Raw genomic sequence first — 21,766 nt, forward strand, 5'->3', positions numbered from 1 at the left:
ATGAAAGGATCTCGTATTCATGGAATTGTACGTGAATTAGGAAATGAAAATATAGATGTACTTAATTACACTAAAAATACCCAACTTTTTATTGCAAGAGCATTGAGCCCTGCAAAAGTAGTATCTATGGTAATTCACGAAGAAGAGGGAAGGGAAGATGGTAAAAAAGGGCGAGTAGATGTCTATTTATTACCTGAAGAAGTTTCTAAAGCTATTGGGAAAAATGGAGTAAATATACGTTTAGCATCACAACTAACAGGTTACGAATTAGATGTTCAACGAGAAGGTGTACAGGCAGAGGATGATGTTGAATTAACAGAATTTTCTGATGTAATTGAAGCTTGGGTAATTCAAGAATTCAATAAAATTGGTCTTGATACTGCAAGAAGCGTATTAGAAAAAGACGTAAAAGAACTTTTAAAAAGAACTGATTTAGAAGAAGAAACTATTTTAGAAGTTCAAAAAATATTAAGAGAAGAATTTGAGGATTAATTTCTTGAAAATTCAACAATAATAGGCTTAAAATTAATTATATGGCTGACGACAAAACATTGAGACTAAACAAAGTATTACGAGAATTAAACATTTCGTTAGATAGAGCTGTTGAGCATTTGGCTCATAGTGGTTTTGAAATAGAAGCAAGACCAACAACCAAAATATCTAATGAAGAATACAAAATACTCTTAGATGGTTTTCAAACTGATAAAAGTAAAAAAGTAGCTTCAAAAGAGGTTGGTGAAGAAAAACGAAAAGAGAAAGAAGCAATTAAAATTGCTCTTGATGAAAAACTCGAGCAAAAACGCCTTGAAGAAGAAGCCAAAAAAGTTGTCGTAAAAGCCAAAGCTGAAAAGTTAGAAGTTAAAACTGTTGGTAAAATAGATCTTGAGCCAAAAAAAGAAGAAGTTTTTTCACCAAAGAAGGAAGAAGTAAAAGCGATTGAAGTTGAAGAAAAACAACATGTAGTGGTTGATAAACCAAAACAAGTTGATGTAGTTAAAGTTGAAGCACCAAAAGTTGAAGCGCCAAAAGTTGAAAATGATAAGCCAAGCGTAATTGAAAAGATAAAAGATAAAAGTCCTGAAACTTTTAAAGCTCCAGTTAAAAAAGTATTTAAGGAGGAACCTAAGGTTGATATTAAAGAAACTCCAAAAAAAGGAACTCCTACAGTAAAACTAAAAGAGGTTACTAAAGAGCCTATTAAAGGGATTATTAGTGAGGTTGTTAAAAATGAGGATAAAGAAGAACAACCAGTATCTCAAACAATTGAAACTCAATATAAAAAATTAAGTGGACCCAATTTTACGGGTAAAACAATTGATTTAAAGCAGTTTGAAAGACCTAAAAAGAAAAAACCAGAAGCTGTTGTTAAAAAGGAAGCTGAGGCTGAAGCAAATAAAAAGAAAAGAAGAAGAATTGTAAAAAAAGCACAACCACTTAATCCACGAAAACCAGCTGGTTCTGGTACTCCTGGACAAAGACCACCTAGAGGCCCTATAAGACCAGCAGCTGGAGCAAGAAAACAACTTGTAAAAGTTGAGCCAACTGAAGCTGATGTACAAAAACAGGTTAGAGAAACTTTAGAAAAATTACAAGGGAAATCTAAAAAAGGTAAAGGAGCAAAATATAGAAGAGATAAAAGAGAGCATCATAGAGAACAATCTGATATAAATCAAGAATTAGAAGCTTTTGAAAGTAAAATACTAAAAGTAACTGAATTTGTTACGGTTAGTGAAATTGCTACCATGATGAATATTCCTGTAACTAATATTATTTCCACATGTATGTCTTTGGGAATGATGGTGACAATGAATCAACGTTTAGACGCTGAAACGATTGTGATAGTTGCTGAAGAATTTGATTATACGGTAGATTTTGTTGGTGCTGAAGTAGAAGAATCTATTGAAGGACATCAAGATACAGTTGAAGAATTAGAGCCTAGAGCTCCAATTATAACTGTTATGGGACACGTAGATCATGGTAAAACTTCATTACTGGATTACATTCGTGAAGAAAACGTAATTGCAGGAGAATCAGGAGGTATTACACAACATATTGGAGCTTATGGTGTAAAACTTAAAACGGGTCAAAAAATAGCATTTTTAGATACACCAGGTCACGAAGCCTTTACAGCAATGCGTGCTCGTGGTGGACAAGTTGCGGATATTGTAATTATTGTAATAGCAGCGGATGATGATATTATGCCTCAAACAAAAGAAGCAATTAGTCACGCGCAAGCAGCAAGTGTTCCAATTGTATTTGCAATAAATAAAATAGATAAGCCAACAGCTAATCCTGATAAAATTAAAGAACAACTTTCAGCTATGAATTTATTAGTTGAAGATTGGGGAGGTAAAATACAATCTCATAATATTTCCGCAAAAACAGGAGAAGGTGTAGATGAATTACTTGAAAAAGTATTGTTAGAAGCTGAAATGTTAGATTTAAAAGCAAATCCAAATAAAAACGCTGTAGGTACAGTAGTAGAGGCATTATTAGATAAAGGTAGAGGATATGTATCAACAATTTTAGTACAAGAAGGAACATTAAAAATTGGTGATTATTTGTTAGCTGGAAAACACAGTGGAAAAGTAAGAGCTATGTTTGATGAGCGTGGAAATAATTTAAAACAAGCAGGTCCCTCTACACCAGTTTCAATACTTGGTTTAGATGGCGCACCACAGGCAGGTGATAAATTTCATATTTTTGAGGATGAAAAAGAGGCAAAACAAATTGCTACAAAGCGTGCACAATTACAACGTGAGCAGTCTGTTAGAACACAACGTCATATTACATTAGATGAAATAGGAAGAAGAATTGCTTTAGGTGATTTTAAAGAATTAAACATTATTTTAAAAGGAGATGTTGATGGTTCTGTAGAAGCATTAACAGATTCATTCCAAAAATTATCTACGGCTGAAATTCAAGTGAATATCATCCATAAAGGAGTTGGTGCAATTACTGAGTCGGATGTTTTATTAGCTTCTGCATCTGATGCAATTATTATTGGATTTAATGTAAGACCTTCAGGAAACGCTAGATTATTGGCTGACAATGAAGAAATTGATGTAAGGACATATTCTATTATTTATGATGCAATCAATGATTTACGTGATGCAATGGAAGGAATGTTATCTGCAGAAATCAAAGAAGAGGTACTAGGAAATGTTGAAATTAGAGAGGTTTATAAAATTTCTAAAGTTGGAAACATTGCAGGTTGTATGGTTATAAGTGGTAAAATACTTCGATCTTCTAAAATTAGAATTATTAGAGATAGTGTGGTAATTCATTCAGGTGAATTAACAGCTCTAAAACGTTTTAAAGATGACGCTAAGGAAGTAACAAAAGGATTTGATTGTGGTATTCAAATTAAAAACTTTAATGATATAGAAATAGGCGATGTAATTGAAGCTTATCATGAAGTTGAAATTAAAAAGAAATTGAAAAGAAACTAATGTTAATTAGTAACCATAAAAAAGCGTGCATTCTAGAATGCACGCTTTTTTTTATGTCTAAATTGATATTATATTTTATCTTCTAAAACAATAGCTCCAGAAAATTTATCTTTAATAATATTTAATATCCTATCTGCTTCTAAGCGTGTACTAAAATCACCAACCTGAGTCTTCCATTCAGGGGATTTATAAATGATTTTGGTTGTGTATTCAGGATAAGCAGCATTAAAATTTTGCTTTATTCGGTATGCTTGTGTCTCATTTCCATTGTATAATTGTATCTTAAATACGATTGAGTTTTTATTTTTTTTATTAAAATCTCTTTTTTGTTCAATTAAATTGTTAATTTTTTCAGTTTCATTTTGTGCATATGAATTTGCAACATTTAATAAAAAGGCTAAAAAAGCAGTAAATAATAATTTTTTTCGTGAAATAATCATATATTTTTAATTTTTATTCAAATTTATAGTTTTTCCTTTAAATTTATATGAATCTAAACGTTATTTAGAATGAATATAAATTACATTTAACACAATTATAACATTTTGAGGTTTGTATATAAATGCTACTTTTGTCAAATCCTTTAAAAAATGACTTAAGTCATATATTTTTAAATGAAAAAATTGTACCAAACAAGAAAAAATATTTTTTTTAAGTATGAAAAGTGTTAAATTACACAGTCAATTATCAAGATTAGTCGTTAATAGTCTTGTTTTCCTTTTACTATTTTCACTTAATTTATCAGCTCAAGAAGGTGATGCGGCTAATGGAGAAAAACTATTTAAGTCCACATGTGCAGCTTGTCATAAATTAGATGCAAAATTAGTAGGACCAGCTTTAAAAGGCGTTACAGAAAGAAGAGAGCAAGATTGGTTAATTTCTTGGATTAAAGATAGTCCAGGAATGATTAAATCAGGAGATAAATTAGCAATTCAAGTTTTCGAAGAGAACAATAAATTGCCAATGACGCAAAACCCTCAATTATCTGATCAGGATATTATTGATATTTTAGAGTACACAAAAGGTGAACCAATTGCTTCTGAAAGTGAATCTGTAGCTCAGGAAGTAGATCCAGGAGTTGAACGTGGGAAGAAAATTTTTAAAACAAATTGTGCTGCTTGTCACAAATTGGAAGGAAAATTAATTGGTCCTCCATTATTGAATATTGGTGATAAATATGAGAACGAGTGGTTGAAACTTTGGATTAAAGATAATGTTGCTTTGATAGCATCAGGTGATAAATTAGCAAAAACGGCTTCTGAATATTCTCCAATAGGAATGACTCCATTTCCTCAACTTTCTGATGAAGATTTAGATGACTTATTAAAATATTTAGCAGTTGGTGATGTGAAAGAAGTTGCTGCTTCAACGGCAACATCAGCTAAAGATGAAGAAATTTTTAATAAACCTGGTTTTGGTGTTTTGCCAACTTTAGCGCTTACTATATTAGCATTTTTAATACTGGTAATTATTGTTTCTTTAACAATTAATAAAAAAGTAGTTGAAGGTGAAGAATCTACGGGGAGTATGTTGAAAACATTATTTTTCAACCCTTTCTTACGTTTCTTAGCAATATTATTTTTCTTATTATTAGGAGCTTGGTTGTTGTTTGGATGGTTAATGCAAATTGATTTAAACGAAGGGTATCAACCAATTCAGCCAATTGCATTTTCTCACACAGTACATGCTGGGGATAATAAAATAGATTGTCAATATTGTCACTCTTCGGCAAAAAATAGTAAAACTTCAGGTATTCCATCAGCTAATGTTTGCATGAATTGTCATAAAACTATTACAGAATACAAAGGTGAATTATTTGATGGTCATACTAAAGAGGATTTAGATAATGAAATCCAAAAAATATACAATGCCGTAGGTTGGGATAAAGATAACCTTAAATACATTGAAGGTGCTGTAGAAAAACCTATTGAATGGGTTAGAATTCACAATTTAGCGGATTTTGCATACTACAATCACTCGCAGCACGTAACAGTTGCAGGTTTAGAATGTCAAAAATGTCATGGGCCAGTTGAAACAATGCATGAAGTTCGTCAGTTCTCACCATTAACAATGGACTGGTGTATTACTTGCCACAGAGAAACTGAAGTAGATTTAACAGAGAATGGGTATTATAAAAATATCCACGATCAGTTAGCTAATAAGTATGGTGTAGAAAAAGTGACTGAAGCTCAAATGGGAGGTTTAGAATGTGGTAAATGTCACTATTAATATTAATTACAAAGTAAATAACAAAATATAAAATGGCATCAAACAAAAAATACTGGAAAAGTGTTGAAGAACTTAAAGAAAATAGTTCTATTGTTGATACGTTAAGACAAAACGAGTTTGTTGAAGAAATCCCAACGGATGTATTTTTAGGAGATAAAGAAAACCTGGAAGCTTCATCAACAACTCGTAGAGACTTTTTAAAGTATGTAGGGTTTACAACAGCAGCAGCTTCGTTAGCAGCTTGTGAAGGTCCTGTAGTAAAATCAATTCCTTATGTAATTAAACCAGATGACATTATTCCTGGTGTTGCTGAATATTATGCAACTACCATGGCTGATGGTTTTGATTTAGCAAATGTATTGGTAAAAGTTAGAGAAGGACGTCCAATTAAAATTGAACCAAACAAAGAAGCAAACGGAACTACAAATGCACGTGTGCAAGCTTCTGTTTTATCATTATATGATAGTCTTCGTTTGAAATCGCCTAAAGCAAATGGAACTGATATTTCTTGGGCTGATGCTGATTTGCAAATAATTTCAAAATTAAATGAAGTTAAAGAATCAGGATTGCCAATTGCAGTTTTAACAGGAACTTGTGCGAGTCCATCTACTAAAAAGTTAATTAATAATTTAGGTGAAACTTTCGGAACCGTAAATCATGTAGTATATGATGCAGTTTCTGAATCTGCAGCCTTAGATGCTTTTGAAGCAATATACGGTTCAAGAGCTTTACCTGATTATCATTTAGAAAAAGCAGAGGTTATTGTTTCTATTGGAGCAGATTTCTTAGGAGATTGGCAAGGTGGAGGATTTGATTCAGGTTATGCAAAAGGACGTGTTCCAAATCAAGGAAAAATGTCTCACCATATTCAGATTGAATCAAATATGACGTTATCAGGTGCAAATGCCGATAAACGTTTAATGGTAAAACCATCTGAACAAAACTTGGCACTTATTAAATTATACCAAGCTGTAGTTAAGGGAATATCAACAAGAGAAGCTAGTCCTTTAAATGATGCTATTCAAAAGGCAGCAACTAAAATAAAAAAGGCAGGTAGTAAAGCAGTTGTTATCACAGGGATTCAAGATAAAAATGCGCAATTATTAGCTTTAGCAATTAATAACGCTATTAATAGTGAAGTAATTGATGTAGTTGTTACTAAAAATGTTAGAAAAGGAAACGATGCTGATGTTGCTCAATTAATAACCGATATGAATGCAGGTAAAATTGGAGCCGTTATAATTAACAGTTCAAATCCTGTTTATTCATTACCTAATTCAACAGAATTTGTTGAAGGATTGAAAAAAGTAAAATTATCAGTTGCATTTACTATGCAAGATAATGAAACAGCAAATGCTGTTCAATATGCATTAGCAACTCCACATTATTTAGAATCTTGGGGAGATGTTGTTATTAAAAAAGGACAATATAGCTTAATGCAACCAACAATTAAACCATTGTTTAACACACGTCAGTTTCAAGACGCATTATTAACTTGGACAGGTAGCACTGCTACTTATTATGATTTTCTTAAAGAAACTTGGAATACAGAAGTGTTAAATGGTACTTCTTGGAACCAGGCTTTACACGATGGTGTTTTTACATCAGAAGTTGTAGGGGAAGTTTCTGCTTTAGAAGTTGATGTTGATGCTGCTGGTTCAGAATTAGCAAAAATAAAAGGAAGTAATTTTGAATTAGCTTTATACACTAAAGTTGGTTTAGGAGATGGTCAAATGGCTAATAATCCTTGGTTACAAGAATTCCCAGATCCAATTACAAGAACTTCTTGGGACAATTACTTAACAATTTCAAAAGCTGATGCTGAAACAATTGGTGTAGTAAATTATAACGTTGCTAACGGAGCTTTAAATGGTAGTTTAGTTGAATTAACAGTAAATGGAGTTAGCGAAACGTTACCAGTGTTTATCCAACCAGGTCAAGCAAAAGGTTCTTTAGGTTTGGCGTTAGGTTACGGGCGTACTCAAGGTTTAAAAGATGAAATGAAAACTGGTAAGAATGGATACCAATTTTATAAAAACTTTAATAATTTTCAAGCCGATGTTACTTTAAAAGTGGTTGAAGGTGAGCATGAATTTGCTTGTGTACAATTACAAAATACCTTAATGGGTAGAGGTGATATTATTAAGGAAGCTACTTTAGAAGAATATAACACTATAGATTCAAAAGAATGGAATAAAGTTCCTATGGTTTCATTAGATCATAATGAAGTTGAAGCAACTACGGTTGACTTATGGGAATCTTTCGATAGATCAATGGGGCACCATTTTAATCTTTCAATAGATTTAAATGCTTGTACAGGTTGTGGAGCTTGTGTTATTGCATGTCACGCTGAAAATAATGTTCCTGTTGTTGGAAAAGATGAAATTAGACGATCAAGAGATATGCATTGGTTAAGAATTGACCGTTACTATTCTCATGAAGAAGATTTTGCAGGTGATGTAGAAACAAAAGAAAATGGAACTGGAGTTCTTGGCTATAAAAATACAATGTCTGATTTAGAAGACCCATCTGAAAATCCTTCAGTAGCTTTTCAACCAGTAATGTGTCAGCACTGTAATCACGCACCTTGTGAAACAGTTTGTCCAGTAGCAGCAACTTCTCACGGTCGTCAAGGTCAAAATCAAATGGCTTATAATAGATGCGTTGGAACACGTTACTGTGCAAATAACTGTCCTTATAAAGTACGTAGATTTAACTGGTTTGAATACCCAGAAAATGATAATTTTGACTATAATATGAATGATGATTTAGGTAAAATGGTGTTAAACCCAGATGTTACTGTTCGTTCACGTGGTGTTATGGAAAAATGTTCTATGTGTATTCAAATGACTCAGGCAACTATTTTAAAAGCTAAGAAAGAAGGCAGACCAGTAAATACAAATGAATTTGAAACTGCTTGTTCTAATGCTTGTAGCACTAATGCTATGGTATTTGGAGATATCAATCATAAAGAAGATACCGTAACAAGTTTAACAGAGGATAAAAGAGCTTATCATTTATTAGAGCATATTGGTACAAAACCAAACGTGGTTTATCATGTAAAAGTTAGGAATACTCAAGAAGCATAGAAAGAATATTAATAGATTATAATTAAATAAGAATTATGTCGTCTCATTACGAAGCACCTATAAGAAGACCTTTAATCGATGGAAATAAAAGCTACCACGATATTACTGTTGAAGTAGCCGCTCCTGTAGAAGGTAAAGCCAATAAATTATGGTGGACAGCTTTTACAATTGCACTTTTAGCATTCCTTTGGGGTGTTGGGTCAATTATATACACCATCGGAACTGGAATTGGAGTTTGGGGATTAAATAAAACTGTAGGTTGGGCATGGGATATTACCAACTTTGTATGGTGGGTAGGTATTGGTCATGCTGGTACACTTATTTCAGCAGTACTTTTATTATTCCGTCAAAAATGGAGAATGGGTATTAACCGTTCTGCAGAAGCAATGACCATTTTTTCTGTTGTTCAAGCAGGTTTATTTCCGGTAATTCACATGGGTCGTGTTTGGAATGCACATTTTGTATTGCCAATTCCAAATCAATTTGGTACACTTTGGACCAACTTTAACTCGCCATTATTATGGGATGTTTTTGCAATTTCTACTTATCTATCAGTTTCATTAGTATTTTGGTGGACAGGTTTATTACCAGATTTTGCAATGTTACGCGATAGAGCAGTAAGACCATTTCAAAAGAAAATATATAGTCTATTAAGTTTTGGATGGAGCGGTAGAGCTAAAGACTGGCAACGTTTTGAAGAAGTTTCATTAGTGTTAGCAGGTTTAGCTACACCATTAGTACTTTCAGTACATACAATTGTATCTTTTGATTTTGCTACTTCAGTAATTCCAGGATGGCATACCACAATTTTCCCTCCTTATTTTGTTGCAGGAGCTGTATTCTCTGGATTTGCAATGGTAAATACCTTGCTTATTATTATGAGAAAAGTTTCAAACTTAGAAGCTTATATTACAAAACAACACATTGAATTAATGAACATTGTAATTATGATTACAGGTTCAATAGTTGGTTGTGCTTATATTACAGAGTTATTTATTGCTTGGTATTCAGGTGTTGAATATGAACAATATGCGTTTTTAAATAGAGCAACCGGACCTTATTGGTGGGCTTATTTATTAATGATGAGTTGTAATGTGCTTTCACCACAATTTATGTGGTTTAAAAGATTAAGATCAAGTATAATGTTCTCATTCTTTATTTCAATAGTTGTTAATATTGGAATGTGGTTTGAAAGATTTGTGATTATTGTAACTTCTTTACATAGAGATTATTTACCATCATCTTGGACTATGTTCTCACCAACTTTTGTTGACATTGGAATTTATGTTGGAACTATTGGTTTCTTCTTTGTGTTATTCTTATTATACGCAAGAACCTTCCCAGTAATTGCACAAGCAGAGGTTAAATCTATATTGAAGTCATCAGGTGAACAATTTAAAAAATTAAGAGACGGAAATCATGAGTAATAAAGTAATACAAGCAATGTATAATGATGATGATATCCTATTGGATGCTGTAAAAGAAGTTCGTGCAGCAAATTATCATATTGAAGAAATTTTCACACCTTTCCCAGTTCATGGCTTAGATAAAGCCATGGGATTAAAAGGAACACGAATTGCTATTACAGCTTTTATGTATGGTTGTGTAGGTTTTGTATTTTCTATTTGGATGATGAATTATATGATGATTGAACAATGGCCTCAAGATATTGGTGGTAAACCAAGTTTTACGTTTATTCAAAATATGCCAGCATTTGTTCCAATTATGTTTGAAATGACAGTATTTTTTGCGGCACATTTAATGGTAATTACCTTTTATATGCGCAGTAAATTATGGCCATTCAAAAAAGCTGAAAACCCAGATCCAAGAACAACTGATGATATGTTTGTGATGGAAGTTTCTGTTGACGGAAATGAAGCTGAATTAGTTTCATTCTTGGAAAAAACAGGAACTGTAGAAATTAAAGTAACGGAAAAGCACTAATTAAAATGAAAAACATTTTAAAAATAACAATAGCATTGGCTTTTACATTTATAGTATCCTCTTGTTGGAGTGATAAAACAAAGCCAAATTACCAGTATATGCCTGATATGTATAAGTCTGTTGGATATGAAACATATTCTACAAACCCAAATTATGCAAATGGTATGACAACTCAACTTCCTGCTGAAGGAACTATTTCACGTGGACAGATACCATATGATTTTGAGAATACAAATGAGGGATATGATGCAGCTAAAGCAGATTCAAAAAATCCATTGGAGACAAATGAAGCTAATTTAGCAAATGGAAAAAAAATGTTCAATATTTACTGTATTTCTTGTCACGGTTCAGCTGGAGCAGGTGATGGTGTATTGGTACAACGTGAAAAGTTTTTAGGAGTTCCCAATTATAAAGACAGAGAAATAACTGAAGGTAGTATTTACCACGTTATTATGTATGGAAGAAATATGATGGGATCACATGCTTCTCAATTAACAGCTAAAGAACGTTGGCAAGTAACAATGTATGCAAATCAGTTAAGAACAGAATTATTAAAATAACACTTTTACTAAGATAGAATTTAAGAATATGTATACCTTTTCAAGTAAATTAAAAACATTTTCATTCGCTCTAATGATTATTGGACTTTTAGGAGTTGGTTATGGGTTTTTATCTACACCAAGTTCAGTAGAAGATGTTAAACTAATGATGCAAGATAGCCATGAGACTCATAGTGAAGTAGCTACAACTCATCAAGCAGAAGCAGAAGTTGCGGTTCATGATACTTCAGCTGACGTTGAAACTGAAGCGCATTCAGATGATGCACATGCTGAGCATGTATTACATTTATTACAAAACAAGCCTTGGTCATCATTATACATTGCGTTGTTTTTCTTTTTTATGATTTCATTAGGCACATTAGCCTTCTACGCAATTCAACACGCATCTCAAGCAGGTTGGTCTATAGTGCTTTTTAGAGTTATGGAAGCAATAGCATCCTATTTGCCAGTGGGTGCAATATTATTATTTGTATTTTTTGTATTGTCTTCATTGCATATGAATCACTTATTTACTTGGATGGATCCTGAAGTAGTTGCTCATGATGAATTAATTCAAAATAAAGCAGGTTATTTAAATGTTCCATTCTTTTTAATTAGAGCTGCTATTTATATGGCTGGTTGGATTTGGTACCAACAACATTCAAGAAAATTAACGTTGGCACAAGATAATGCTTCAGACATAAGCAACTACACCAAATTATTCAAGCGTTCAGCAGCATTTTTAGTATTCTTTTTAGTTACAGAATCTATGATGTCTTGGGACTGGATTATGTCTTTAGATCCACATTGGTATAGTACATTATTTGGATGGTACGTATTTGCAAGTATGATAGTTTCTGCAATCACTACAATTGCACTGGTTTCAATATATTTAAAAGGAAAAGGATATTTAGAATTTGTAAATAATAGCCACTTACATGATTTAGCTAAATTTATGTTTGGGTTTAGTATTTTTTGGACGTATTTATGGTTTTCACAGTTTATGTTAATTTGGTATGCTAATATTCCTGAAGAGGTAACGTACTTTGTAACAAGATTTAATGATTATAGATTACCATTTTTAGGCATGGTAGTATTAAACTTTGTATTTCCATTATTAGTATTAATGAACAGTGATTATAAACGTGTAAACTGGTTTATAGTTTGTACCGGAATTGTAATTTTAATTGGACATTACATTGATATTTTTGTAATGGTGATGCCTGCAACTGTTGGAGATCAATGGTTTTTTGGTATCTCTGAAATAAGTTCAGCAATATTAATTTTAGGAGTGTTTATATTTGTTGTTTTCAATGCATTAACAAAAGCTCCATTATTAGCAAAAGGGAATCCTTTTATAAAAGAAAGTGAACATTTTCACTATTAAAGCATAAAAAATTAGATAGAAAAGAGTCCTGAATACGTTTTATTCAGGATTTTTTTTATATTTGGCACCACTATACTAACTACTAACAAAAAAATATGACAGCATTACTTTATGTTTTATTGGCAATTGTGCTTGCCGTAGCTATTTGGCAAATAACAAGTATACTCAATTTAAAGGGTACAATAGCTACTGATAAAGACAATAATACCCAGGGAATTTTATTTGCAGCCTTTGGAATTTTCTTCTATGGTTTAATGATATTTTCTTTTTGGAAATATTCTGTAATTCTTTTACCGGATGCAGCTTCAATTGAAGGAGAAAGTTATGATACATTATATTTAGTAACCATGTTACTAATTTTATTTGTACAAGCAATTACTCAATTTTTACTATTTTATTTTGCATTTAAATATAGAGGTATTAAAGGCCGAAAGGCATTGTTTTATGCAGATAGTCACAAATTGGAAATGATTTGGACTATTGTACCTGCAGTAGTTTTATCTGGAATTGTACTTTATGGACTTTCAGTTTGGAATGATGTTATGGATGCTTCGGATGCTGAAAATCCATTAATTGTTGAAGTGTATGCTAAGCAATTTCAATGGGAAGCACGTTATGCAGGGGAAGATAATGAGTTAGGTTTAGCCAACGTGCGTAATATCAAAGGAATCAACACAATGGGTGTTGATATGACTGATAAAAATGCGAATGATGATGTTCCTACACGAGAACTACATTTACCTAAAGGACGAAAAGTTATTTTTAAATTTCGTTCACAAGATGTTTTACATTCAGCCTATATGCCTCATTTTAGAGCTCAAATGAACTGCGTTCCGGGAATGGTTACTCAATTTGCTTTCACACCAAGTATGACTACTGAAGAAATGAGAGCAAATGATAAAACGATAGCTAAAGTTGAAGGGATTAATAAAATTAGAGCTGATAAAGGTGAAGATCCTTATGAATTTGATTACTTATTACTTTGTAATAAAATTTGTGGTTCTTCACATTACAACATGCAAATGAAAATTGTTGTTCAGGAAGAAGCCGATTTTAATGCTTGGTTGAAAGATCAAAAAACAATGGCTCAAGTTGTTGTTCAATAAAAACTAACTACACTACTAACAAAAAAATATAATATGTCAGATCATCATCATAAAGAAACATTTGTAACTAAATACATTTTTAGTCAAGATCATAAAATGATTTCTAAACAATACCTTGTAACTGGTATTTTTATGGGAGTAATAGGGGTATTTATGTCTATGTTATTCCGTTTGCAAATTGCTTGGCCAGACCATTCATTTAGTATAATAGAAGCGTTTTTAGGTCGCCATCAGGATGGAGGTGTAATGTCACCGGATATTTATCTTGCAATTGTAACCATTCACGGTACTATTATGGTGTTCTTTGTTTTAACAGCTGGTTTAAGCGGAACCTTTAGTAACCTTTTAATTCCATTGCAAATTGGTGCCCGAGATATGGCATCAGGATTTTTAAACATGGTTTCTTATTGGTTATTCTTTTTATCAAGTGTAATTATGGTTTGCTCACTTTTTGTTGAAGCAGGACCTGCAGCAGCTGGTTGGACAATCTATCCACCATTAAGTGCTTTACCACAAGCGATTCCAGGATCAGGAATGGGAATGACACTTTGGTTAATTTCTATGGCTATATTTATTGCTTCATCTTTACTGGGAGCTTTAAATTATATTGTAACTGTTTTAAATTTAAGAACTATTGGAATGAAAATGACGAGATTGCCTTTAACAATTTGGGCTTTCTTTGTAACAGCTATTATTGGTGTAGTTTCATTTCCTGTTTTATTATCTGCAGCCTTACTTTTAATTTTTGATAGAAGTTTTGGAACATCATTCTTTTTGTCAGATATTTTTATTCAGGGTGAAGTATTGCATTACCAAGGAGGTTCGCCAGTTTTGTTTGAACATTTATTTTGGTTCTTAGGGCATCCTGAAGTTTATATAGTTTTATTACCAGCATTAGGAATTACTTCTGAAATTATTTCAACAAACTCAAGAAAACCTATTTTTGGTTATAGAGCCATGATTGGTTCCATTATAGCAATTGCTTTTTTATCAACCATAGTTTGGGGACATCATATGTTCGTTTCTGGTATGAATCCTTTCTTAGGATCCGTGTTTACATTCACAACTTTATTAATTGCAATTCCTTCAGCTGTAAAAGCATTTAACTATATCACCACACTTTGGAAAGGGAATTTACAAATGAATCCGGCGATGCTATTTTCAATAGGTTTGGTTTCAACATTTATTTCTGGGGGACTTACTGGTTTGGTTCTTGGAGATAGTGCTTTAGATATTAATGTGCACGATACTTATTTTGTTGTTGCTCACTTTCACTTGGTAATGGGTGTATCAGCTATTTACGGAATGTTTGCGGGTGTTTATCATTGGTTCCCTAAAATGTATGGAAGAATGATGAACAAAACATTAGGGTATTGGCATTTTTGGATAACTGCTGTTGCAGCATATGGGGTTTTCTTCCCAATGCATTTTATTGGTTTGGCAGGTCTACCACGAAGATATTATTCAAACACCGCATTTCCGCTTTTTGATGATGTAGCGGATGTAAATATTGTAATTACTTTATTTGCAATTTTAGGTGGTGCAGCACAGTTAATATTCTTAGCAAATTTCTTTATTAGTATTTATAAAGGGAAAAAGGCAGAACAAAATCCTTGGAGATCAAATACGTTAGAATGGACAACTCCTGTTGAGCATGTTCACGGAAACTGGCCAGGAGAATTACCAACAGTGCATCGTTGGCCTTATGATTATAGTAAACCAGGACAACCTGAAGATTTTGTCTCTCAAACTACACCTTTAATGGAAGGGGAAGAGGAATCTTAAAAAGATAAAATATTATAAAATGAAAACCTTTCTTTTTTTAGAAAGGTTTTTTTATTTCTGCTATCTTTGTTTCTATGAACGAAAACTTGAATCCTGAAAAAAAAGATTTTACTTCTGAAGAATTGGATGTTGAAAAAAAATTACGTCCATTAACCTTTGATGATTTTACAGGTCAGGAACAAGTATTAGAAAATTTAAAAATTTTTGTTGAAGCAGCCAATTTAAGAGGTGAAGCTTTAGATCACACCTTGTTTCACGGTCCTCCAGGATTAGGAAAAACTACGTTGGCACATATTCTTGCCAATGAATTAAATGTTGGCTTAAAAATTACATCAGGTCCTGTATTAGATAAGCCAGGAGATTTAGCTGGCTTACTTACCAATTTAAATGAACGTGATGTATTATTTATTGATGAGATTCATCGGTTAAGTCCAATTGTTGAAGAGTATTTATACTCAGCAATGGAAGATTATCGTATTGATATTATGATTGAATCTGGGCCAAACGCTCGTACAGTTCAAATAGATTTAGAACCATTTACCTTAATTGGTGCAACAACACGTTCAGGTTTGTTAACTGCACCTATGCGAGCTCGTTTCGGGATTAGTAGTAGATTACAATATTACAGTACAGAATTGTTAACTACAATTCTTCAAAGAAGTGCAATTATTTTAAAAGTTCCAATTTCAATGGAATCAGCAATAGAAATAGCAGGTAGAAGTAGAGGAACACCAAGAATTGCAAATGCATTACTTCGTAGAGTTCGTGATTTCGCTCAAATTAAAGGTAATGGTACTATTGATATTAATATAGCTAAATATGCATTAAATGCATTAAATGTTGATGCACACGGTTTAGATGAAATGGATAATAAAATTTTAAATACCATTATTGATAAATTTAAAGGAGGGCCAGTTGGTATTAGCACAATTGCAACTGCGGTAGGTGAAAATGTTGAGACCATTGAAGAAGTTTACGAACCATTTTTAATTCAAGAAGGCTTTATTATGCGTACACCACGTGGACGTGAAGTAACAGAACTTGCATATAAACATTTGGGTAAAATAAAAGGACTTAATCAAGGAGAGCTATTTTAATAATTTTGTGATTGTTATCACAAAACTAAAAATACTTCACTGTACTTTTGTCTTGTAAATAATTATAAACTTGAAAGTTAACAATGAGTTTTAAACAACTATTTCCTTTTTTAACTTGGCTTCCATTAGCGAAAAAATCTTGGAAAGATGATTTAATTGCTGGATTAACAGGAACTATAATAGTTATTCCACAAGCAGTTGCTTTTGCATTAATAGCGGGGATGCCACCAGTTTACGGATTTTATATTGCTATGATAGCTCCTATTATTGCAGCGCTTTGGGGGTCTTCATATCACTTAATATCTGGTCCAACAACTACAAGTTCAATTGTTGTTTTTGCAATTATCACAAAATATTATCATCCAGAAAATGAAATAGATTTATATATTTCTATGACCATTGTATTGTCATTTATGGCTGGAGTTATTAAGTTGTTAATGGGACTTTTTAAAATGGGAAAACTTGTTGATTTTGTCTCAAACTCGGTTGTAATTGGTTTTACAGCTGGGGCAGGAATCTTAATTGCATTTAAACAATTAAAACATGTTTTCGGGATAAATGTACCCCAAGGTTCTAAAATATATGAAGTTGTAAATTATATAATTTTACACATTAAGGAAACCAATTATTATGCTTTAATTGTTGCTTTAGTAACACTTTTAATAGCTATTATAATAAAAAAATTTATAAAGAAAATAGGAAGATTTAATTTGTTAATTGCAATGGTTTTAGGAACTTTACTAGCAATTTATTTGGGTGGAGAAAATTCAGGTATTCAAACAGTTGGTCATATCCCAAGTCATTTACCACCTTTTAAAGTTCCTGATTTCAATTTTGATTGGATGCAGAAATTATTTCCTGGAGCTATTGTTTTAGCACTTTTGGGTTTGGTTGAAGCGGTTTCAATTTCAAGAGCCGTTGCTTTACATTCACATCAAAAGTTAAATAACAATCAGGAATTTATTGGACAAGGGTTGTCAAATATAATTCCTAGTTTTTTCTCATGTTATGCAAGTTCGGGTTCTTTTACGCGTTCAGGTGTAAATTATCAGGCAGGAGCTAAAACACCTCTTTCAGCAATTATTGCTGGACTTGGTTTAATACTTGTTTTATTATTTGGAGCCAAATATGCTTCTTTCTTACCCAAACCTGCAATGGGAGGAATTATTTTATTGGTAGGCTACAATTTAATTGATTTTAAACATATAAAACTAATTTATGCGAGTAGTAAAAGAGAACTATTTGTATTCAGTTTAACTTTATTAGGAACTTTATTTTTGCATTTAGAACAGGCGGTAATTTTAGGAATTGCAGTATCATTAATTTTTTATTTAGAACGTACTTCAAAACCGAATGTGGCCGAGTTAGGTTTAAATAATGAGAAAAAATTTGTGAATATAATCAGAGATTCTTCAGTAGAAGAATGTCCACAAATAAAAGTGATACGTATTGATGGGTCACTTTATTTTGGTGCCGTTGAAGAAGTTTCAAACTTTTTTATGAATATGTATGAAAAAAACACCTACAAACATGTTTTAGTCTTATCAAATGGAATTAATTTTATCGATTTAGCTGGAGCAGAATGGTTAACTCATGAAGTTGATAAATGGAAGGAACGAGGAGGTGGCATTTATTTTGTTGGTTTAAAAATTATTAGTCAAGATGTTCTAAATAATGGAGGTTTTTCAGAAAGAATAGGTTATGAAAATTTCTTTAAAGATAAGAATACTGCTATTTCTACAATTTACAATAAGTTAGAGAGCAATATATGTGAGAATTGTTCTGTGAAAATTTTTAAAGAGTGTAAAAATGAAATTAAGTCTTAAAGATATATTTCCAATTTTTGAATGGTTACCAAATTATAACAAATCTTGGTTAAAAGGAGACCTTTCGGCAGGTTTAACAGTTGGAATTATGTTGGTTCCACAAGGTATAGCATACGCCATGATTGCAGGGTTACCTCCAATTTACGGTTTGTATACCGCTATGATTCCTCAAATTATCTATGCCATTTTTGGAACATCTAGACAATTAGCAGTGGGTCCTGTAGCTATGGATTCATTAATTGTAGCATCAGGAGTTGCAACATTAGCAGAAATTGGTACGGAAAATTTTATTGAATTTGCTATTCTTCTAGCTTTTATGATGGGATTTTTACAAGTAATATTTGGATTATTTAAACTAGGATTTTTAGTTAATTTTTTATCAAGACCAGTAATTAGTGGATTCACATCTGCAGCTGCTCTAATAATTGCATTCAGTCAATTAAAGCATTTACTTGGCGTTAATATTCAAAGCGATAATAAGTTACATAGCTTAATAATAGAGCTATTTCAACACTTAAAAGATATTAATTATATCGCTTTTGCAATAGGAGGAATTTCAATCTTAATTTTAATTTTCTTTAAACGAATAACAACAAAAATACCGGCAGCTTTAGTTGTAGTAGTATTTGGGATTTTAGCTGTGAAATATTTAAAATTAGATGAGGCTGGAGTTCAAATAATAGGAAATATACCAGAAGGATTGCCATCTTTTAAAATGCCGAGTTTTAATATTGAAATAATGAAGGAATTATTTCCAATTGCTTTGACGTTATCTTTTATTGCATTTTTAGAAGCAATATCAGTAGCAAAAGCAATTGAATTAAAGCATAATAACACCTATAAAGTAATTGCAAATAAAGAGTTAATTGCCATAGGAATGGGGAATATTATAGGTTCATTTTTTCAAACATATCCTGCAACTGGAGGATTGTCTAGAACAGCTGTAAATAATGAAGTAGGAGCAAAAACGCCAATGGCTGCAATAATTGCGAGCGTTGTAATTGGGTTAACCTTACTATATTTAACTCCAGTTTTTTACTATTTACCAAAGTCAATTATTGCAGCAATAATTATAGTGGCTGTTTATGGATTACTTGACTTTAAAGTCCCTAAACAAATATTAAAATATTCGAAAAGAGAACTAATAATTTTGAATAGTACTCTTATAATAACTGCAGTTGTTGGAATAAAAGAGGGAATATTCATAGGTGTTATTTTATCAATATCTATGTTAATTTATAGAAGCACAAAACCTCATATTGCTATTTTAGGAAAAGTGTCAGGTACTCATTTCTATAGAAATATAGAAAGATTTGAAGGGCTTTTAGAGGTTCATGAAGCTATTTTAATAATACGGTTTGATGCACAATTATATTTTGCAAATGTTCAGTATTTTAAAGATAAGTTAGATGAATATGTTACAGAAAAAGGGGCGAATTTAAAACTTATTATAATTGATGGAGAAAGTATAAATAGTATTGATAGTTCGGGTGTTTATATGTTATATGAAATTATAAAAAAATATAATAATTTGAATATTGATATTGCTTTTACGGGGATGAAAGGTCCTGTGAGAGATGTTTTTGAAAAAAGTGAAATCATGAAAGAAATTAGCTATAAAAACTGTTTCATGAGTATTCAAGAAGCTGTTGATTCTTTTGATAAAAATACAAATAATAAAGAAAATATTCGTAATTTTAATAGATATGTAGAACAAACGAATCGTTAAATTTTTCTAAAAATAAAATTTTATGTAACTTGAATCACAAAAACATAAAAACTAACTTGTAGTTTTGAATTTCAAGAGGTAAATTTAATAACTTAAAAATCAGATAATTATGAAAGTTGAACAATTGTTTACAGGATGCTTGGCGGAAATGGCATATTATATTCATTCCAATGGAGAAGCCGCAATAATTGACCCTTTAAGAGAAACTGAACCATATATTGAAATGGCAAAAGCTGATGGAGCTAAAATTAAATATATATTTTTAACTCACTTTCATGCAGATTTTGTGTCTGGTCAAGTTGATTTAGCAAAAAAGACAGGAGCAACCATCGTTTTTGGTCCAAATGCAGATCCTATTTATGACATACATCAAGGAAAAGATGGTGAAAAATTTAAAATTGGAGATTTAACACTCCAACTATTACATACGCCTGGACATACCATGGAATCTTCATCTTATTTATTAATTGATGAAAAAGGAAATAAACCGTATGTGTTTACAGGAGATTGTTTATTTATTGGTGATGTTGGAAGACCGGATTTAGCAGTAAAATCTGATTTAACTCAGGCAGATTTGGCAGGTCATTTATTTGATTCTCTTCGAAATAAGATAATGACTTTGCCTGATGATATTATTGTATATCCAAATCATGGCGCAGGTTCAGCCTGTGGTAAAAATATGAGCTCTGAAACTTTTGATACGTTAGGAAATCAAAAGAAAACAAACTATGCTTTAAGAGCTGATATGACAAAAGAAGAATTTATTGAGGAAGTTACAACTGGGTTAAAACCACCACCACAATATTTCGGGAATAATGTTAGAATGAATAAAGGTATCAACATTAGTATTGATGAAGTTATACGCCGAGGTACCGCACCAATTGATGCAGATTCATTCAAAGAAATGAGCGAGCAAAATGATATTTTGGTATTAGATACTCGTACCAAAGAAATTTATGCTGAAGAAGGTACCGTTCCGGGTGCTTGGTATATTGGTCTTGAAGGAGGTTTTGCACCTTGGGTTGGCGCATTAATTAAAGATATCAATCAAAAAATAATTTTTATCGCTGAAGAAGGAAGGGAACATGAAGTTGTAATTCGTCTTTCTCGTGTTGGATACGACCATACTTTAGGATATTTACGTGGAGGAATTCATTCATGGAAAGCAGCAGGGCATGAAGTTGATAAAATTGGTTCTATATCTGCAACACAATTTGCAAATAAACTGAAAGAGGGTTCAATGCAAGTCGCTTTAGATGTAAGAAAAGAATCTGAATATCTATCAGAACATGTAGTTGGGGTAGAAAACTTCCCTTTAGATTATATTCATACAAATTTTGCTGAAATAAATCCAGAAAAAGAATATTTTTTACATTGTGCAAGTGGCTATAGATCATTAATTGCAGCATCTATATTTCAGGCAAATGGTGTAAAAAAAGTAACAGATGTTAGAGGTGGTTTTAAAGACATAAAAGATACAGGAGTTAAACTAACTGATTATGTTTGTCCAACCACTCTATTATAAGGTTTTTTACATAAAGTATTTAAGGAGAGTTTAATAACTCTCCTTTTTTTTGCGTAAC

General features: G+C 32.0%; 14 protein-coding genes and 1 pseudogene. 14 read left to right on the top strand and 1 reads right to left on the bottom strand.

Going from position 1 to position 21,766, the window contains the following annotated elements; genetic code table 11:
- Positions 1–492: pseudogene (locus ABY863_RS06190) on the top strand (transcription termination/antitermination protein NusA); the annotation flags it as partial.
- Between the two features lie 41 nt (positions 493–533).
- Entirely contained in the window at positions 534–3,452 is a 2,919-nt protein-coding gene (gene infB, locus ABY863_RS06195; RefSeq protein ID WP_372793391.1) for a translation initiation factor IF-2, read from the top strand.
- A 68-nt stretch (positions 3,453–3,520) separates the two neighbouring features.
- Here infB and ABY863_RS06200 read toward each other — a convergent pair whose 3' ends face one another.
- Entirely contained in the window at positions 3,521–3,892 is a 372-nt protein-coding gene (locus ABY863_RS06200; protein ID WP_372793392.1) for an SPOR domain-containing protein, read from the bottom strand.
- A gap of 217 nt (positions 3,893–4,109) precedes the next feature.
- Between ABY863_RS06200 and ABY863_RS06205 the strand changes: the two genes are divergently transcribed.
- From ABY863_RS06205 to ABY863_RS06260, 12 genes are all read left to right on the top strand, one after another.
- Positions 4,110–5,681: a c-type cytochrome gene (locus ABY863_RS06205; protein ID WP_372793393.1), complete on the top strand. Its 1,572-nt coding sequence runs from the start codon at positions 4,110–4,112 to the stop codon at positions 5,679–5,681.
- A 32-nt stretch (positions 5,682–5,713) separates the two neighbouring features.
- A complete protein-coding gene (locus ABY863_RS06210) occupies positions 5,714–8,770 on the top strand; it encodes a TAT-variant-translocated molybdopterin oxidoreductase (RefSeq protein ID WP_372793394.1) in 3,057 nt (1,018 codons plus the stop codon).
- A 35-nt stretch (positions 8,771–8,805) separates the two neighbouring features.
- The gene (gene nrfD / locus ABY863_RS06215; RefSeq protein WP_372793395.1) at positions 8,806–10,197 is read left to right on the top strand and encodes an NrfD/PsrC family molybdoenzyme membrane anchor subunit; all 1,392 of its coding nucleotides are present in this window, start codon (positions 8,806–8,808) and stop codon (positions 10,195–10,197) included.
- Positions 10,190–10,714 (top strand): DUF3341 domain-containing protein, encoded by a 525-nt coding sequence (locus tag ABY863_RS06220; RefSeq protein ID WP_372793396.1) that lies wholly within the window; start codon positions 10,190–10,192, stop codon positions 10,712–10,714. Before nrfD ends, ABY863_RS06220 begins: the two co-directional genes overlap by 8 nt.
- 5 nt (positions 10,715–10,719) lie before the next feature.
- Positions 10,720–11,274, top strand: coding sequence for a cytochrome c (locus ABY863_RS06225; protein WP_372793397.1), 555 nt, complete (start codon positions 10,720–10,722; stop codon positions 11,272–11,274).
- Positions 11,275–11,302: 28 nt separating this feature from the next.
- On the top strand, positions 11,303–12,640 hold the full coding sequence (locus tag ABY863_RS06230; protein WP_372793398.1) for a quinol:cytochrome C oxidoreductase: 1,338 nt from the start codon (positions 11,303–11,305) through the stop codon (positions 12,638–12,640).
- 95 nt (positions 12,641–12,735) lie between these two features.
- Positions 12,736–13,746, top strand: a complete 1,011-nt coding sequence (locus tag ABY863_RS06235; protein WP_372793399.1) for a cytochrome c oxidase subunit II — start codon at positions 12,736–12,738, stop codon at positions 13,744–13,746.
- Positions 13,747–13,779: 33 nt separating this feature from the next.
- Positions 13,780–15,531, top strand: coding sequence for a cbb3-type cytochrome c oxidase subunit I (locus ABY863_RS06240; RefSeq protein ID WP_372793400.1), 1,752 nt, complete (start codon positions 13,780–13,782; stop codon positions 15,529–15,531).
- 74 nt (positions 15,532–15,605) lie between these two features.
- The gene (ruvB, locus tag ABY863_RS06245) at positions 15,606–16,628 is read left to right on the top strand and encodes a Holliday junction branch migration DNA helicase RuvB (protein WP_372793401.1); all 1,023 of its coding nucleotides are present in this window, start codon (positions 15,606–15,608) and stop codon (positions 16,626–16,628) included.
- An 83-nt stretch (positions 16,629–16,711) separates the two neighbouring features.
- Positions 16,712–18,454: a SulP family inorganic anion transporter gene (locus ABY863_RS06250; RefSeq protein ID WP_372793402.1), complete on the top strand. Its 1,743-nt coding sequence runs from the start codon at positions 16,712–16,714 to the stop codon at positions 18,452–18,454.
- A complete protein-coding gene (locus ABY863_RS06255) occupies positions 18,438–20,183 on the top strand; it encodes a SulP family inorganic anion transporter (protein ID WP_372793403.1) in 1,746 nt (581 codons plus the stop codon). Before ABY863_RS06250 ends, ABY863_RS06255 begins: the two co-directional genes overlap by 17 nt.
- 109 nt (positions 20,184–20,292) lie before the next feature.
- Positions 20,293–21,708 carry a rhodanese-like domain-containing protein gene (locus ABY863_RS06260; RefSeq protein WP_372793404.1) on the top strand — a complete coding sequence of 472 codons (1,416 nt, stop codon included), beginning with the start codon at positions 20,293–20,295 and terminating at the stop codon, positions 21,706–21,708.
- Positions 21,709–21,766 lie beyond the last annotated feature (58 nt).

The sequence above is a fragment of the Lutibacter sp. genome (assembly GCF_041562875.1).
Taxonomy (GTDB): domain Bacteria; phylum Bacteroidota; class Bacteroidia; order Flavobacteriales; family Flavobacteriaceae; genus Lutibacter.

What these genes read in the sequence shown, in the direction of transcription:
- ruvB (WP_372793401.1), top strand. Translation starts at nt 15,606, where the DNA reads ATGAACGAAAACTTGAATCCTGAAAAAAAAGATTTTACTTCTGAAGAA.
- ABY863_RS06200 (WP_372793392.1), bottom strand. Translation starts at nt 3,892, where the DNA reads ATGATTATTTCACGAAAAAAATTATTATTTACTGCTTTTTTAGCCTTT.
- ABY863_RS06230 (WP_372793398.1), top strand. Translation starts at nt 11,303, where the DNA reads ATGTATACCTTTTCAAGTAAATTAAAAACATTTTCATTCGCTCTAATG.
- ABY863_RS06240 (WP_372793400.1), top strand. Translation starts at nt 13,780, where the DNA reads ATGTCAGATCATCATCATAAAGAAACATTTGTAACTAAATACATTTTT.
- ABY863_RS06255 (WP_372793403.1), top strand. Translation starts at nt 18,438, where the DNA reads ATGAAATTAAGTCTTAAAGATATATTTCCAATTTTTGAATGGTTACCA.
- ABY863_RS06210 (WP_372793394.1), top strand. Translation starts at nt 5,714, where the DNA reads ATGGCATCAAACAAAAAATACTGGAAAAGTGTTGAAGAACTTAAAGAA.
- ABY863_RS06235 (WP_372793399.1), top strand. Translation starts at nt 12,736, where the DNA reads ATGACAGCATTACTTTATGTTTTATTGGCAATTGTGCTTGCCGTAGCT.
- nrfD (WP_372793395.1), top strand. Translation starts at nt 8,806, where the DNA reads ATGTCGTCTCATTACGAAGCACCTATAAGAAGACCTTTAATCGATGGA.
- ABY863_RS06250 (WP_372793402.1), top strand. Translation starts at nt 16,712, where the DNA reads ATGAGTTTTAAACAACTATTTCCTTTTTTAACTTGGCTTCCATTAGCG.
- infB (WP_372793391.1), top strand. Translation starts at nt 534, where the DNA reads ATGGCTGACGACAAAACATTGAGACTAAACAAAGTATTACGAGAATTA.
- ABY863_RS06225 (WP_372793397.1), top strand. Translation starts at nt 10,720, where the DNA reads ATGAAAAACATTTTAAAAATAACAATAGCATTGGCTTTTACATTTATA.
- ABY863_RS06205 (WP_372793393.1), top strand. Translation starts at nt 4,110, where the DNA reads ATGAAAAGTGTTAAATTACACAGTCAATTATCAAGATTAGTCGTTAAT.
- ABY863_RS06260 (WP_372793404.1), top strand. Translation starts at nt 20,293, where the DNA reads ATGAAAGTTGAACAATTGTTTACAGGATGCTTGGCGGAAATGGCATAT.
- ABY863_RS06220 (WP_372793396.1), top strand. Translation starts at nt 10,190, where the DNA reads ATGAGTAATAAAGTAATACAAGCAATGTATAATGATGATGATATCCTA.